The organism is Flavobacterium chungbukense (assembly GCF_020805785.1).
Taxonomy (GTDB): domain Bacteria; phylum Bacteroidota; class Bacteroidia; order Flavobacteriales; family Flavobacteriaceae; genus Flavobacterium; species Flavobacterium chungbukense.
The window spans coordinates 17860-32346 of the sequence record NZ_JAJGZV010000011.1 but is presented as its reverse complement, the minus strand read 5'-3'; the positions used below and the strand labels follow the sequence as shown (position 1 = coordinate 32346).

The 14487-nt window shown below is 34.7% G+C and carries 16 protein-coding genes; all 16 read right to left on the bottom strand.

Features of this window, described 5'->3' with window-relative positions; genetic code table 11:
* Positions 1-3: 3 nt before the first annotated feature.
* Positions 4-768 (bottom strand): polysaccharide biosynthesis/export family protein, encoded by a 765-nt coding sequence (locus LL966_RS21345; RefSeq protein WP_229356077.1) that lies wholly within the window; start codon positions 766-768, stop codon positions 4-6.
* 80 nt (positions 769-848) lie between these two features.
* Entirely contained in the window at positions 849-1049 is a 201-nt protein-coding gene (locus tag LL966_RS21340) for a hypothetical protein (RefSeq protein ID WP_179002422.1), read from the bottom strand.
* An 18-nt stretch (positions 1050-1067) separates the two neighbouring features.
* Positions 1068-2468, bottom strand: coding sequence for an exopolysaccharide biosynthesis polyprenyl glycosylphosphotransferase (locus LL966_RS21335; RefSeq protein WP_229356075.1), 1401 nt, complete (start codon positions 2466-2468; stop codon positions 1068-1070).
* Positions 2461-2907 carry a VanZ family protein gene (locus LL966_RS21330; RefSeq protein WP_229356074.1) on the bottom strand — a complete coding sequence of 149 codons (447 nt, stop codon included), beginning with the start codon at positions 2905-2907 and terminating at the stop codon, positions 2461-2463. Before LL966_RS21330 ends, LL966_RS21335 begins: the two co-directional genes overlap by 8 nt.
* 18 nt (positions 2908-2925) lie before the next feature.
* A complete protein-coding gene (locus LL966_RS21325; RefSeq protein WP_229356073.1) occupies positions 2926-3666 on the bottom strand; it encodes a glycosyltransferase family 2 protein in 741 nt (246 codons plus the stop codon).
* Positions 3667-3744: 78 nt separating this feature from the next.
* Entirely contained in the window at positions 3745-4293 is a 549-nt protein-coding gene (locus LL966_RS21320) for a WcaF family extracellular polysaccharide biosynthesis acetyltransferase (protein ID WP_229356071.1), read from the bottom strand.
* Between the two features lie 12 nt (positions 4294-4305).
* Positions 4306-5391, bottom strand: a complete 1086-nt coding sequence (locus LL966_RS21315) for a glycosyltransferase family 4 protein (protein WP_229356069.1) — start codon at positions 5389-5391, stop codon at positions 4306-4308.
* A gap of 4 nt (positions 5392-5395) precedes the next feature.
* A complete protein-coding gene (locus LL966_RS21310; RefSeq protein ID WP_229356067.1) occupies positions 5396-5848 on the bottom strand; it encodes an acyltransferase in 453 nt (150 codons plus the stop codon).
* Positions 5849-5931: 83 nt separating this feature from the next.
* Positions 5932-7473, bottom strand: coding sequence for a lipopolysaccharide biosynthesis protein (locus LL966_RS21305; RefSeq protein ID WP_229356065.1), 1542 nt, complete (start codon positions 7471-7473; stop codon positions 5932-5934).
* A gap of 23 nt (positions 7474-7496) precedes the next feature.
* Positions 7497-8069, bottom strand: a complete 573-nt coding sequence (locus LL966_RS21300) for an LbetaH domain-containing protein (RefSeq protein WP_229356064.1) — start codon at positions 8067-8069, stop codon at positions 7497-7499.
* 107 nt (positions 8070-8176) lie between these two features.
* Entirely contained in the window at positions 8177-9316 is a 1140-nt protein-coding gene (locus LL966_RS21295; RefSeq protein WP_229356063.1) for a glycosyltransferase family 4 protein, read from the bottom strand.
* Positions 9313-10590 carry a glycosyltransferase gene (locus tag LL966_RS21290; protein ID WP_229356062.1) on the bottom strand — a complete coding sequence of 426 codons (1278 nt, stop codon included), beginning with the start codon at positions 10588-10590 and terminating at the stop codon, positions 9313-9315. The genes LL966_RS21295 and LL966_RS21290 overlap by 4 nt, the downstream gene beginning before the upstream one ends.
* Before the next feature lie 4 nt (positions 10591-10594).
* Positions 10595-12082 (bottom strand): hypothetical protein, encoded by a 1488-nt coding sequence (locus tag LL966_RS21285; RefSeq protein WP_229356061.1) that lies wholly within the window; start codon positions 12080-12082, stop codon positions 10595-10597.
* 2 nt (positions 12083-12084) lie between these two features.
* Complete coding sequence (locus LL966_RS21280) at positions 12085-13215, bottom strand: glycosyltransferase (RefSeq protein ID WP_229356060.1); 1131 nt, start codon at positions 13213-13215, stop codon at positions 12085-12087.
* 14 nt (positions 13216-13229) lie between these two features.
* Entirely contained in the window at positions 13230-13961 is a 732-nt protein-coding gene (locus LL966_RS21275; protein WP_229356059.1) for a sensor histidine kinase, read from the bottom strand.
* A 38-nt stretch (positions 13962-13999) separates the two neighbouring features.
* Entirely contained in the window at positions 14000-14377 is a 378-nt protein-coding gene (locus tag LL966_RS21270) for a hypothetical protein (RefSeq protein WP_229356058.1), read from the bottom strand.
* Positions 14378-14487 lie beyond the last annotated feature (110 nt).

Sequence of the window (14487 nt, the reverse complement as noted above, 5' to 3'; positions counted from 1 at the left end):
GATTTATCTTGTAATTAATATTATGGAGCTTAGAATTAAGGATGCGATGGTAAGTATGGTGCTTGCATTTCCTATATATCCTGCCGTCTTTACTTTAGCATTATTCGGATTAACGACTAAAATATCGTTTTGATGAACCTGATACTGTTCCTTATTCATCCAATCTGCTGTTGTTAAATCAACATGCGTGATGGTTCTTTTTCCTTCAGATTCTCTAATCAGCAGAATATCATTTCTTTTTCCGTTTATAGTCAAATCCCCGGCATAGCCAAGAGCCTGAGGAATAGAAATTGACTGTTCTAAAAAGGAATAAGTTCCCGGGGATTTTACTTCTCCCAAAACGGTCACTTTTGCATTCAAAATACGCACTGCTACAGAAGGGTTCACTAAATGCCCTCCTTTTTCAAGTTCTGATTTAAGTTTTGTTTCCAGATCTTTTACAGACAGGCCTGCAGTGTTTATTTCCCCTAAAATCGGCAGTACAATTGTTTTATCTGGAGAAACCAGATAGCCCTGCACTTTCAAAATATCTATAGTGCTGCTTACACCAGCCGTATTCGCCGCCTGAATGTTGTATGCCAAAGCCGTTTCAGGAACCAGTGCTCCTATTCTAATGCTGAGAATATCATTTGGTTCAATAGAAACAGGTTTCAAATTTGCTGTAGCAGATGCATAATTACCGGCATCCTGAAAATAAATAATATCTTTTCTGGATGCGCAGGATGAAAATAAAATACTAATAAGTATTATATATACTAATCGATTCATTGTATTTTGGAATAAATTTAAAAATTTAAGGCATTAGGATTGCACTCTATATAAAGCACTTGGAAAGTAAAAAGAAGCAATTACAAAGAATTGGACAACTCGCCTGATTCGTACTGCGCTGTTCTCTTTGCTTTCATTTTATCATTCAATTTAGACAGTCGGTTTAACTGTTTTTTCTGGACTTTATCTTTAATGTAATAGCGGTATAATTCTTTACCAATAAAAAAACCGGCAATACAAATACCTGAAAGAAATCCGGCAACATAATAGGTTACATTCATAATTATTTAGTTTTTAGGTTAAAATGCATTTTCATCCCCTTTAAGGGTTAATACAACGGTGAGCAGACAGATTTTCAAGTCTTTTATCAGACTCCAGTTTTGCAGATAATCTATATCGGCTTTTACTCTGCGCTTCATATCAGAAACTTTTTTAGTCTCGCCTCTGTGTCCCGATATTTGGGCCAAACCGGTAATGCCCGGTTTTACAAAATGACGCACCATAAAATCATTAATCTGGCTGTTGTAATCTTCTGTATGTTTCAGCATGTGAGGACGCGGTCCTACTACACTCATATCCCCCAATAAAACATTGAAAAACTGGGGAAGTTCATCAAGACTGGTTCTTCTTATAAACCGGCCTATTGGCGTAACGCGCATATCTCCTTTTTTTGCCTGCAGGCTATCGCTGTCTGTATTTACAGCCATGCTTCTAAATTTGTAGCAGTAAAAAGACTGGTTTTTTTTGCCTGTGCGTAGCTGTTTAAACAAAACAGGCCCCTTACTTTGTTTTTTTATAATAAATGCGAGAATAGGATATAGCCATGTAAGAATAAAAATGATGACCAGCAGACTGAAAACAATATCGAAAACCCTCTTAACCAATCTATTGTAAGCATTCTGAAGCGGTTCATATCTCGGACGGATAATATGGAAGTTTTCGTAACTGGTGCTGCTGAATGAATGTTTGGAAATATCAGATAAATCTGGAACAAATTTTAATCGGATACAGTACCTGTCAGCCAATTCAAAATAAGTATTCAAGTCATCTATAAACTCTGTTTTTACTACAATGTATAATTCTTGAATTCCTCTTTCGGATGATTCGTGAATAGCATTTATGAGTTCTTCGTTAAAAGATGATTTATCTCTTAAATTATGATCTTCAACGTCATTAATGATTCCAAGGAAATTAAAAAAATGAGAATTGCTTTCTAATTTGGATGCCAATTGGATGCTTGTCGAATTAAACCCATAAATAGCAACGACAAAAGGTTTTTTAACCCATTTTTTTATGTTGTTTAAAACAAACGTGAAAATAACCCTCGACAGCAAAAGATAAAAAAGCAGAAAAGTAAACTGCAGCATACTGGCTCCAATTGTGAGCTGATATCTTTTTAAACCCTCAAAAAAAACAATATAGCTCTGCCAAAATATAAACTCGCATAAAAAAACACGCCAGCTGCTGCGATAAAAGATTGGCAGACTAAAGACAGTATCCAGACGATATAAATTAAAATACAAAGTGGCCAATAACCATCCTGCCGCCGATATTAAATGACTATTGTTGACAAAAGGCGAAGTCCAATGCACAGCTGTTTTTTCGGCAAAATAAAAGAATAATGATATACTGATCACTACCGCAGCAATATCAGATAAGATACTGCAAAAAATAAAAGTAAATTTATGTCTGTTACGCATTTTTATAAAAAAAATAATGATTTAACTTCTTGAATAATAAAGCTGCTGTCCCTCCACAGATGCCTCCAGCTATTCCAAAAAAAATATCCATAAAATCCGGATGTCTGTCTGAGATAAAAAATTGTCCCGCTTCTGCCAGACACACAATCACTGCACTGATTATAATGGTGCCCTTTCCTGCAGAAAGGAAATTTCTTTCTTTATAATATGATGCTGACTGCTGACGCATTTCACATAAAAATCCTAATAGTAAAAAAGGAACTGCCGTACGCAGATTGAGATACTCATTTGTCCATTCTATTATTAATTGAGGCAAATAAGTTTCCGTTTTTAAATTGGAAGAAGGCAGCCATGAATAATAAAAGATACTGGCTGCGCACAATAAAACCAAGGCTGAAGCTATGCTTCTTGCTTTAGCTTTTTGATTGTCTTTATTCATTTTATAAGCAAATTCTATCTAAAAATATTGTTTTAATGCTATTAACTTTTTTTGAACTACCGTTCGGAAAGCTGGAAGACCATGATATTTGTAGATACGATAATCTTCATAAAATACTTTTAATGCTCTGCTGCGCGATGTGCTTAAACCTCCCACTCTCATTTTAACGACATACGAATTAAAATAGGACAGCTTTATTTTGCTTTTAAATAAATAACGAAGTAAAAACTCAGTATCAGATGCTATTTTAAAATCAAGATTATAATACCCTAATTTTTCTATAATTTTTTTTTTAAGATATACAGTAGGATGTAGTGGCAACCAGCCAGATTCTAACTCTTTACGGCTATATGCGCCACTTATCCTGTTACGCACAATTCTCTCTTTTTTATCATTAGTCACATAAATTCCGTTGCCGTAAATTCCATCGCTTGATGGAAACTTTTGAAACATTTCAACAATTTTTGAAATTACATCATTATCATAAAATTCATCATCCGAATGCATTAATCCGATAATTTCTCCGGTTGCCATTTTTAAACCTTTATTAATGGCATCATACATTCCCTTATCTGGCTCAGATAGATAGGTGCTAATTTTTTCGGCATAAGATTTAATAATTTCTTTGGTGCCGTCAGTTGAATTTCCATCTATAACGATATATTCTATATTGGAGTAATCTTGTGATAAGACACTCTCTATAGACTTTGCAATGGTTTCTTTTCTATTGTAGCAAACAGTGATTATAGAAACTTTCATAATCTTTTTTTTAGTTAATTAGAATATTGAATTGGTAATAGCTGAAGTGAAAATGGCTTAGGAACAGGCAAAAAAAAATCACCAGCGTTCTTTTACCAATTGAAGCGGATTGCCTTTATACACTCCATTTTCAGGCAGCGATTTTGTTACAATTGATCCAGCCGAAACGATAGTATTGGCACCTATTTTAAGATTGGGACCTACAAATGAGCATGCACCTACCCAACTTCCGTCTTCCAATACAATTGCCCCATTTCTGTAAGGCATTGTGGGATCTTTATAATCGTGATTGCCTCCGCAGACAAAAACTTTCTGGCTGATACAGACGTTATTTCCTATCGTGAGTAATTCAAAATTTAGAAAGAAAACCTCTTCACCAATCCACACATTATCTCCTACAGCTAACTTCCATGGGAAATGAATGTTCACTCTAGGCTTGATTACCACACCTTTCCCTGCTTTGGCTCCAAATATTTTCAATAAAAACACTTTAAATTTAGAAGGGTAAGGAACAGCAGTTAGAAAAAACAAAACTTTCACTGCATACCAAAGCATCTCTTTTCCTTTTGATGCTCCTCTGTCAAGACCTAATTGCGAATCGAATAAGTCTAAACGAACTTTTTTCATAATAATTTAGACTTATATATGTTGGATGACTTTAAAAACCTTGTTGGCAAATTGCGCTTCTGTAAAATAAGATTGAACATATTTCATATTAACTCTGCTGTATTTATCAACACATTCTTCTAATTTTTCATTGATTTCAAGCAGTGTCCTAAAAATGCTTTCAGGGCTTTTGGAAGAAACAAAACGACCATTTTCTGTACTAATAATATCTGGTATTCCTGAAAATTCAGTAGTCACAATTATATTTCCTGCCGCCATGGCTTCTATTAATGAAATCGGCTGCCCTTCCATGCGATAATAGGTTGGTAAAATAAAAATATTCGATTTTTGGAGCAGGTCGATTTTACTCTTTCCGGATACAACACCGTGATAGTTAATAAATCCTTGCAGTTCGTTGAATTTATTTTTAATAATAGCCTCAGATTCTTCTTCAATTATTCCTGCAATATCTGCTTCAAAGAGGGTCCCTTTCTTTTTCAGCAGGATCAGGCTGTCCAAGAAATCTATAATTCCTTTTTCCTCCATTAGATTACTCAAATACAGAAGTCTTAATTTATCTTTCGGCTTTGATATTGCCGCTTTTTGAACTAAATCATCTTGGGCAAAATTTTCAACTACAAAAACTTTCCTAGGAATCAGCAATCCATCAAAATTTACTTTTAAAGAATTCGAAAGGACAATTCCTGCCGAAGATCTGTTTATAAAAAATGAAAAGAACCATTTTTTAAATCCTTTCAATGATTTATATTCATTTCCCAAATGATTTCCGTGAACATGTATAATATAGGGTTTATCAATTAGCAAACAATAAAAGTAAAAAGGCATATACTTAACTATACCATAAAATGTTTGGCCAGGTGTTGTATAAACGACGTCTGAATTGGAAATACTGAAAATTTTTCTGTAAACCTTTAAGAATGAAAACACTTTAGCGAAGGAAAAGTGCCCGACATTATCAGAAGATATATTTTTTGCATTGGTATTGATTATATCAACAGAAATACCGCCTTCAAACTTTAATTGTTTTAAAAGAACTTCATTGGCTAGCGAGCAGCCGTTAATAGGTTTTGGAAATGGTCCAATAATAAGTATCTTCATGTTTCTAATTTCTATCTGTTTGTATAAATGAATTCTTTGCCTGCTCTTCCCATTTAAGAGCTTTTTCTGTCAATTTCCCAATGATTTGTCCTGGATTTCCAATAACAATGGCATCAGAATGAATGGTTCCTCTTACCACGCTTCCCGCTCCTATTACCACATTGTCATGAATAATGGTTCCAGGCATGATAATAGCCCCCATTCCTATAAATACATTTCTGCCGATATGAATTTCTTTTTTGAAAGCAAGATCTGTGGAAGGTTTTTTATTCAATGCGATAAGACCGGTGGTTAAGGAATAATCATGTGTCAGCAGAATTACTTTTTCGGAGATGACCACACGCTCTGATAAGTGAATTTTATTGAAATCATCAAATCTTACCTGAGTTGAAATATACCTTGGAAGACCATTCATTTTTACTCCAACCATTTTCAAAATGAAGTTATACCCCTTCATATAAAATCTGGGCATTCTGCCGTCAAAAGGCTTCAAAAAGGTTTTAAGAATATGAAATGCCAGTTTTAAAAACAGCCTCTCGATCATAGTTTTTTATTTATTATATTTTGTATTAAAGCGATAAAATATTTCAATTCAGCTGTCTTAAGGTAAACGAGAAGAATAATGATGTTTGGAATTGCTAAGGCAATTGCTGCCTTTTCTAAAAAACCTAAAAAATTATCCGAAAGGAATCCCTGCAAATAATTTACTGTTACATATGAAACAGCCAGAATAACAGTATATTTAAGGAGCATAATGTAATAAGGCAATACTTTTTTTTGGAAACCATATCTAAAGACAACGTAGGGTTCCCACCATATATTTGTTGTTAGATTACTTATTATCGTCGCGATAATTATGGATTCGATTCCCCATTTTAAGACTAATAAAAAGTAAAAGGAAAAAGATAAATTAATAACTGCTTCAAATAAAGATTTCCATTTAATAGGCCAGAATAGGCCTTTCGCATCTATAAAGATTTGAGAAGTAGTTCGCATTCTGTCCAGATAGAAATTGAATGTTATCAGAAAGGTTATTAATGCAGAAAAGACGTATTCTTTTCCCCAAATTAAATTTATAAAAGGATTGACTAAGGTACTCAAGGCTATAAAGCAGCAAATGGCAAAATAGGCATTGATAAAAAATAACTTTTTAAAAAAAGCATGCGATTCATCATCTGATTTTTCGGCTACATAATTGCCAACGCTTGCTGTTATTGGCAGCAGCATCTGCATAAAAACAATTCTAATGGTATTGGTCAGCAATAAATAGTTAGAATAAATCCCCATGGCTACTATTCCAACAAATTTTGAAATCAACAGATCATCTACTCCGGTAATGACAACAGAGCCTAATTTACTGAATGACATCGCAAAGACATTTCGCCTCAAAGCGATCTTATCTTTTTTGTCAATTTTTTTATGCTTGTAGTACATCAGATAAGGAAACAGATTATCCGCTTTTTTAGATATAAAATAATTCCCCAAAAAAGTGCACAGAATCTGAATAATCAGAAAACTTAAAAAATCATGGAATAAAAATAGCACTGCAATCTGTAAACTTCCCTTGATAATATTAAAGTAAAGCTGATTTAATGAATCTATATGCCCATTCTGGCTTGCAATTATTAGCGATCTTTTATAATTAAAAAAATAGCTTACAGAAGTATTTAATAAATAGAGCAGATAGATAATCCATAAAGAAGGCAGTTCTCTTGGCAATTCCGATAAATCATTGATAAAGAAATCCAAAAAAGGAATTAAGAATAAACCCGCAATAAATATGACTGTGCCAATGATTTCATAAACCTTCCGGAAATAGTTCATTAGTTTTGAAACCTGAATTACATCCATTTTAGCCAATGGCGCATACATGGCATAAATAATTGCCGTTCCAAATCCAATCTCTGCAAAAGACAATACCGAAAGAATATTGGTAAATAATCCATTAATTCCTAGATAAGCCGCTCCTAAAGTTTTTATAAAAATGGTGCGGACGGTAAAATTTAAAATAATCGTGATCAGCTGCCCCATTAAAGCCGCTGCAGAGTTTTTTATAGAACTTCGGGTTCTGTTTGCTGCCATTAAAAATTATTGTTTTTATAAGATTATTTCTCCCAATGAACATTCTTCTTAATCATCACTGCCGGTATGCCGCCAATGATTATATTGGACTCTGAAAAAGATTTTGTCACAATAGAGCCTAAGGCCACTACGCTATTGTCTGGAACTGCGGCCCCTTTAAGGATAGTGCCATAACTTCCTATCCAGACTTTACTTCCTACCGAGATGGGCCTATTGGTATTGATAACGCAATTTTTCTGATCAAAAATGAGGTGTCCATCGCCATCGCGAATATGAATGTTCCAGCCTGCCAGTACATTATCCCCGAAAGTTATTACAGTATTACTGGCACAGAAGAAATTCTGGTTTGCCGTAAAGTTTTTTCCAAAAACGATCTGTCCGCCGTCATCCGCTCTTAAAGATACTCCTCTTGCAAAATGAGCGCTGCCAGCAAAAGTAACTTTACATTCTTTTTTAACGGTCCAGTAGCTAAAGCGACTGCACTCATTTCCAACCGCACCTTCTCCCCAACCTATTTTAATCATTCCAAATTTTGGAGTTTCATTTAATGCAACTGTATTGCGGTGCAATGAACAAAACTTGGTTCTATAGTCCACCAAAATGGGAAGTTTAACAGCTATTTTAGGCGCAAACAAATAGAAATTAAAATAGATCGTCTTAGGCAGGCTCAAGCTTAACCGTGCTGCTTTTTTAAACAAATGAATCATGTCTGCTGCTTTAATATGGTATTGCATAATTTTAACAATTCTTCGCCTGAATGCGTCCAACTGTATTTTCTCGCATTTTCATAACCGGACTCTATCATTTTTTTTCGAAAGTCGGTCTCTAGTATGATACGCTCTAAAGCATCTCTAGTCTGTTCAATTTCAAATGGATCGACCAGCACTGCTGCATCGCCTGCAACTTCTGGCATAGACGAAACATTAGAAGTAATGACAGGAGTTCCCGCAGCCATGGCTTCTATAATTGGCAGACCAAAACCTTCGTATGATGATATAAATGCCATTGTCAAAGCCAGTTTATAAACCGCCGGCTTGTCTTCTTCATCGATATAAGATGTAAAGAAAACCTGCTCTTCAATGTTAAGAGCAGCTGCCAGCTTTTTCAATTGTTCATTTCCCTGAGTAATCACTAAACTAACCTCTTGTCTTACATCTTCAGAAAGCAAGGCATAAGCCCTAATCAAATTATCTACATTTTTATGGATCCGTATTCCCCCTAGATACACCACAAACTTATTGGGCAGCTGATATTTTTCTTTGACTTTTGTTAAGCACTCCTGTTCTATTGCTCTGTTGTACAATTCAAAATCAACACCATTAGGAATGACAAAAATTTTATTTTTGTTGTATAAAAACTCTTCCAGAATGTCCTTTTTAGAAGCCTCAGAAATTGTTATCAAATAATCCGAATGGCGGATTGCATACTCAATATCATCTCTGTAATCTGCCTGTATTTTACTATTTTCTGTGGCAACCCTTAAGGGAATCAAATCATGAATTGTAGTGATTACAATACCGCTGTAATTCACTCTCGGGATTTTATAAGTCAGGAACAAATTAATATCTGACTTGCCACGCATCATATTGTGGTAATGAAAAGGCAGTGCTTTTTTTATTAATCTAGAATACACAGCTTTAGCTGGAACAGATGAATATTTTACAGGAAAAGAGAATCTCTCTAATTCCTTTTTTTTGACCCCTCTTACAAAATTAAAACTGCCGAAAATTTTATATGATTTACTTTTTTCCAATTCGGCTATTAATTTATTGGCAAACAGCGCAATTCCAGAGCCGCGATTATTTACAGGCTGCAGATTTATATTTATGGTATTTCTTTTCATGATACAGAATTCACTTTAAGCTGCTGATAAAATTTTTGATAATTAGCCTGCGCATTGCATCTTTCTTCCCAAATTCTTCTGGACTGTCTGCACATCTCGTTGAACTCCTCGGCTTCTAATAATGCTGTTTTGGTCAGTACATGCAATAGTTCTTCGTTAGTAAAATCTTTATGGATTAAAAAACCATTGACTCCATTTTCTACAATCTCTGCCGTTCCCCCGACATTTGTGGCTATTATAATTTTTCCAAAAGACATCGCTTCCATGATGGAAACCGGCACGCCTTCATTTTCGCTTACGTTGATAAAAACATCATAGGTTTTATGGGCATATTCCGCAAGCACTTTTTCATTGCTGTAAGCGCCCATCAATTTTACAGCTACTGAAGGATTATCAATCTGAGCCGCCATTTTACTTATCTTATCAAATTCTTCTCCATCGCCATAATGAACCCATTCTATGTTTACAAAAATCTTTGAAACTGCTTCCAAAATAGCGGATACTCTTTTAACAGGACGCATCCAAGAGCAGGAAACAAGATGAAGCGTTTCGCTTTTTGGAAAAATCTTTATGCCTTTATCTAAAGAGCCTAATCTTGATAATTTTAATTTATCGCTGTGCTGCGGATACTCTTTATTTAAATAGGATACGCCATCTTTTGAAATTGAATGTATTTCATCGATCCCAGACAAAATGGATTCTCTCATAGGCAGATAACGGCCTGCATCAGCATATTCGTAGAGATCAAATCGATGGCAGCGCGTGATTGCTTTTTCAAAATGGATGGCCTTTTGAAACTTCTTTTTTAATGAAATAATTACAAAAGCACCTATGTGCATCCAGTAAGAATACAATACCACATCGCAGTCTTTGCACTTTTCCTTTACAACCTTTGTCAAATCATTTAAAGCATTGTGCGCAATAAATAAGAAAATCAGCAGCTGCTTGATATTTCTTAATGTCAGTCGATTTGTCTGCATCAAAAGCCATAATTCTTTATAAAACTTTGAATTAGTGCAAGCCAGAAAAAAAAGTTTTATTATTCTTGATTTGCTTTTATAAGAAAGAGCACTATTGTAAAATGTTACGGGCTGTTTGGATTTCTTATAAATAATATCCTCAACCGTCTTATCGCCATAGACTAAGATCGGAAAACATACTATTTCGTCAAAACCAGCCGCATATTCCAATTCATTGGATAAAAAATCTTCCGATTTCCCATAAGGAAACTGCGTATTGACTATGATCAATACTCTTTTTTTACTATTTTTCATTTTTTTAGACAATAGGCCCAGCTTTCCAGCTGTAATTTAGATTCTCTGCACAAGCCTCAGCTCTGCTATATTTGTTTGGTTTTAAAAGCCCCATGCGATTTACCCGCAAGACAAGCCAATAAAAAAGTATGTATTTGCTCCAGCAGAAAATAATGGTCTGCAGGCAATAACAATGGACTAATCCCATAAGTATTGACATCCAGATGTACATGTACCTGTAATACAAATCCTGAACAATTTTAGACGCGGCTTCCATCCTTACCAAAAGCATAATCATAATATAATTTCCTAAAATCAGAACCGGCCAGCCCAGCAGATTTCCTCCTATAATTAAAAAACCTCCTGAAAGTGAGAGCATCTGCCCTCTGTCATCTCTTTGCTTTAATGAATCTTTAAAAACATCCGAGGAAGAACGCAGCTCTTTCAGACTATTGGATATAGTATTAAAACCCGGTAAATCTGATAAACCTGAAAGTCCATCCGAAAAATCTTTGATCAAAGCTTCATTTGACTTTGTGGCGCTGATGCCTATCGAAGCCTGGTAAGAACGCGCAACAGTCCACAATCCATTGGCATACTCCTCAATAAAATTGGACACTACCACGCTCGAATCTCCACTTTCTAAAGTTCCGGCATTATCTTCTGCAAATTGTTTATTTGCATAGGACAAAACCATAATAACAATGGCAAAGGGAAGTAATATTGCCAAAATCTTTGTTTTTAACTGCGGATAGCTTACAATCAAAATGGCAATTGTAGCAATCGCCGTTTCATATATCAGTGAACGGTTGCTGCCAAAATAAGATATAAAATTAAAAATGGCTGCAATAACACCTAAACCAAAATACAGCTGAAAACCAGCTTTATTTCTAGCATATTTTTTTGCCTCAGCAAGCAGCAGAATGAAAATGAAGATTTTTATACTGTTAAAAATTGTGGCATCAAATACAACTGCAGCTTTAGATACTGATTCTTTTAATGCTAATATATTAAGTCCAGGCATCCATGAATTAAATCGTACTAAAAGGAATAAAAAATAAACAATCAGCACTCGTTTTCCGTAAGAATTTAAAGGGAGCTGTCTATGTGAAATATCTTTTTTCCGATATTTTTTAATGTAAACAGGAAACCATTTTTTTATGGCAATGCAAGCAATAAACAATTCAATTCCATAAATAAGGACTGCAACATCATACGAATCCGCTTTGGCTTCAGGCATCCTGAAATTCAATTTTCCTTCTGAAAGCGTGATAAGAAAGGGCTGAATAATATAGCGAACAGCAACAATGCTGTAATAAATTTTAAGCCCTATTCCCTGCTTATGATACCGAAGTATTGCACTGCCGTAAATGGATACGCATACGGTAAAAAACAAAGGAATTAGGAACAGCAATTCCAGACCTTTTCTGGCAATGGGCTGGTTATAGATATAATAGCTTTCGATTATACCCAGCAGCGCTAATCCAATTGTAATATAATTATGATTTTTCAAACTTAAACTGCTGCATTAAAATACTCCACAACACCTTGAAGCGTAACAGACATGTCGCATCTTTTTTGAGAGGCTGATCTGATTTCTTCCGAAATATTACGATCTGTATTCTGGTACATTTTTTTGTAAAATTCTATAAGTCCGTAAATGTCAACAGGGCTTTCATCTGCACTTATCTGGTGCACATATTTTTCATTGTCTTGAATCGAAAAGGCATCCACAGCATAAGAAGAAATCATAGGCAGTCCTTTAGCGGCATATTCCTTTGATTTTATTGTACTTTCCGTCTCTAAGCCAATTCGGTGTATTGCTATTGAATTTACAGCAAGATCTGCCTTTTCATAAAGGGCATCCAAATCACTCCCGCTTTTGAAACCATAAAACAGAACATGTTTTTCAATACCGTATTTAGCCACCAATTCCTGATACTTTTTGATTTCATCTCCCTCTCCAACTAAATGGTAGACGATATGAATATCGCCTCCAAGCTGGTAGTACTCCTTTAATCCTTCAATTAACCTGTCATAGCCATGACAGCTCATGGTAAGAGATACCGAAATTAAATGCATTTCATTGGCATTGTAAACTCTCTTCTCCACTGGAATAACGTTTTCATAAATAACTCCATTGATGGTATTTATGGTCTTTATACCGAAAATCTTATGGTCATTTGAATACGTAACAATTCGGCCCACATAAAGTCTCAGCAAAAAATTAGAAGAAGCATCCATGAAATAGCGCATCGTCCCCCCCTTCCATTTCAGCAGTTCGTGCTTGTAAGGAAACGTTGGTATTTCAATAACAATCTTGCTGTTTTTTTTGCTTAGTATTCTAAGAGAATTGAGAAACAGAAAATCGCAAAGATGATATCTGGTGTAAATAAAACTGTAATTGTTTACCGAAAGCGTTTTGTCAATAAAAGAATACATTTTAAGCCTTCGATTGGCATTTTCTAAGGGAATCGCTTCAAAAAAACTATCATTCAGATAATAAAGGCAGTCTGGTCCATAAGAGATTAGCGTGACATTATACGATTTACTGAAAACTTTATATTGATTTAGTATTTTTTTAGACACCCCATTTAATTTTTCAAAATCAATTATCACCGGTGCTATATACAATAACTGTTTCATTTCTTTTTAAAGTATTAATTTTGATTCCTAAAGTTTTTTAATTCTAAAATAAAACAGCTGCCTTTTCCCTGAGCAGACTTCACATTAATAGATCCCTCCAAGACTTCAACGGTCTGTTTTACGATATGCAGTCCGATGCCGTATCCTTCAGAGCTATTGGATTCTCTGAAAAATTTATCAAATACTCTGTCTTGATTCATCTCTGCAATCCCAATCCCATTATCTGATACAGAAATTTTAAGCGTATTGCCGTCTGAATAACCTTCTACAGCTATCACTTTATCGACTGCCTCTTTATTATGATATTTTACCGCGTTCCCAATCAAATTTTCCAATACCGCATTTAATCTGAATCGATCTGAAAAAAAGGCTTCGTGTTCTTTAATGTTTACTTTAAAATGAATCCCTAAGGTTTTTATTTCATTAGAAAAAATTTCGGCCGCTTCCCAAACCGTTTTTTCAAGTGGAATTTTAGTGATCTGGAGTTCTGGATAATCCGCTTTTGAATTTTTAAGATTGTTTCGAATCGTCTGCTCCAGATGAACTACGCGGTCTTTTATCATCCGCATATATTCCATCGTGCTTTCTTCGCGGGTTTCTTCTTCTATTAAAGAAACCAGTATTTTTAAAGCATTAACCGGCGAAAGCAGATCATGTGATACTCTGAAAGCAAAACTTTCTAAATTTTTGTTCACGGCTTTCAAATCACTGATGCTGATTCTCTTTCTCTCTTTTAGATTGTTCATTTCTTCCAATTTTACCTAAAAATAAAGCTGAATGCTTTTCATTTACATATTTGCTGTTCATCAGCCAAATTAAATTTTTCCTCAAAATGCAGTCGAAGATCATTCCTAAATCCCCTTTTTGTATCCAGACATTCTAAAACTTCAATGTTTTGTATGTTTTTAAATTTATTGAGGAACTGCGGGCAATGATTGCAGACCAATACTGGAATTCCGTATGAATTAATCCTTAAAAGATCTATCAGATCATTCTCCGAATAAAAAACAAAAACCACTAATGAAAGATCATGTGTCATTTCATTCCCATAAAGAATAGCTGCTTTATGCCCGGCAACAAAATTGATATCCTTAAACTCATATTTCAAAAACCTTGAGAAATAATGAAACTTATCATAAACCATTACTCTGTTTGCCTCCATAACTTTTAATTGTTAAATTGAATTTATACTAAAATATTCATGCGTATTAAAGTGATTTGAGGCGGTTTAAGAACGGAAAATGATTAGTTTTCACTTTTATCTTGATTCTT

Coding starts and splice junctions, on each gene's coding strand:
- LL966_RS21345 (WP_229356077.1), bottom strand. CDS start 768: ATGAATCGATTAGTATATATAATACTTATTAGTATTTTATTTTCATCC.
- LL966_RS21340 (WP_179002422.1), bottom strand. CDS start 1,049: ATGAATGTAACCTATTATGTTGCCGGATTTCTTTCAGGTATTTGTATT.
- LL966_RS21335 (WP_229356075.1), bottom strand. CDS start 2,468: ATGCGTAACAGACATAAATTTACTTTTATTTTTTGCAGTATCTTATCT.
- LL966_RS21330 (WP_229356074.1), bottom strand. CDS start 2,907: ATGAATAAAGACAATCAAAAAGCTAAAGCAAGAAGCATAGCTTCAGCC.
- LL966_RS21325 (WP_229356073.1), bottom strand. CDS start 3,666: ATGAAAGTTTCTATAATCACTGTTTGCTACAATAGAAAAGAAACCATT.
- LL966_RS21320 (WP_229356071.1), bottom strand. CDS start 4,293: ATGAAAAAAGTTCGTTTAGACTTATTCGATTCGCAATTAGGTCTTGAC.
- LL966_RS21315 (WP_229356069.1), bottom strand. CDS start 5,391: ATGAAGATACTTATTATTGGACCATTTCCAAAACCTATTAACGGCTGC.
- LL966_RS21310 (WP_229356067.1), bottom strand. CDS start 5,848: ATGAAGGGGTATAACTTCATTTTGAAAATGGTTGGAGTAAAAATGAAT.
- LL966_RS21305 (WP_229356065.1), bottom strand. CDS start 7,473: ATGGCAGCAAACAGAACCCGAAGTTCTATAAAAAACTCTGCAGCGGCT.
- LL966_RS21295 (WP_229356063.1), bottom strand. CDS start 9,316: ATGAAAAGAAATACCATAAATATAAATCTGCAGCCTGTAAATAATCGC.
- LL966_RS21290 (WP_229356062.1), bottom strand. CDS start 10,590: ATGAAAAATAGTAAAAAAAGAGTATTGATCATAGTCAATACGCAGTTT.
- LL966_RS21280 (WP_229356060.1), bottom strand. CDS start 13,215: ATGAAACAGTTATTGTATATAGCACCGGTGATAATTGATTTTGAAAAA.
- LL966_RS21275 (WP_229356059.1), bottom strand. CDS start 13,961: ATGAACAATCTAAAAGAGAGAAAGAGAATCAGCATCAGTGATTTGAAA.
- LL966_RS21270 (WP_229356058.1), bottom strand. CDS start 14,377: ATGGAGGCAAACAGAGTAATGGTTTATGATAAGTTTCATTATTTCTCA.